This is a genomic window from Shewanella sp. Sh95, assembly GCF_001308045.1.
Taxonomy (GTDB): Bacteria; Pseudomonadota; Gammaproteobacteria; order Enterobacterales; family Shewanellaceae; genus Shewanella; species Shewanella xiamenensis.
On sequence record NZ_LGYY01000021.1, the window covers coordinates 1 to 517 of the forward strand.

Here is a 517-nt window from a genome sequence, read left to right on the forward strand (position 1 = left end):
CCATCCCGAACTCAGAAGTGAAACGCAATCGCGCCGATGGTAGTGTGGGGTCTCCCCATGTGAGAGTAGGTCATCGCCAAGCGCCTAACTAAACAATGAAGCCAGCTGAATAAGCTGGCTTTTTTGTATTTAGTGTTTTCAATTTCAACGTTCTATTCTTCACAATACTTCTCTAAGTATCTTTAATACCAATTCCATTAACTAACTGGTCAAAATTGTCTACTGTCTAGTACACAATTCTATCATTCTTGCTTTCTTCTCAATGAAGGTATTCCATGCAATAGAGCACTGCTCGACAATATCGTCATAACCACTAAAACAACGATTAGCCAACACATTTTGACGCAGCCATTGCCATACCTGTTCTATCGGATTTAACTCCGATGAGTAATACCAATTCCATTAACTAACTGGTCAAAATTGTCCATGGTCTAGTACACAATTCTATCACTCTTGCTTTCTTCTCAATGAAGGTATTCCATGCGATAGAGCACTGTTCGACAATATCGTCATAACC

General features: G+C 39.8%; 1 rRNA gene and 2 pseudogenes. 1 reads left to right on the forward strand and 2 read right to left on the reverse strand.

The features are described 5' to 3' along the window. Nucleotides 1–82: ribosomal RNA gene (gene rrf, locus AEA42_RS01850) — 5S ribosomal RNA — on the forward strand; the annotation flags it as partial. Between the two features lie 137 nt (nucleotides 83–219). Here rrf and AEA42_RS22070 read toward each other — a convergent pair. After that, nucleotides 220–390, reverse strand: a pseudogene (locus AEA42_RS22070) (IS630 family transposase); the annotation flags it as partial. A gap of 16 nt (nucleotides 391–406) precedes the next feature. Next, nucleotides 407–517, reverse strand: a pseudogene (locus tag AEA42_RS22075) (IS630 family transposase); the annotation flags it as partial.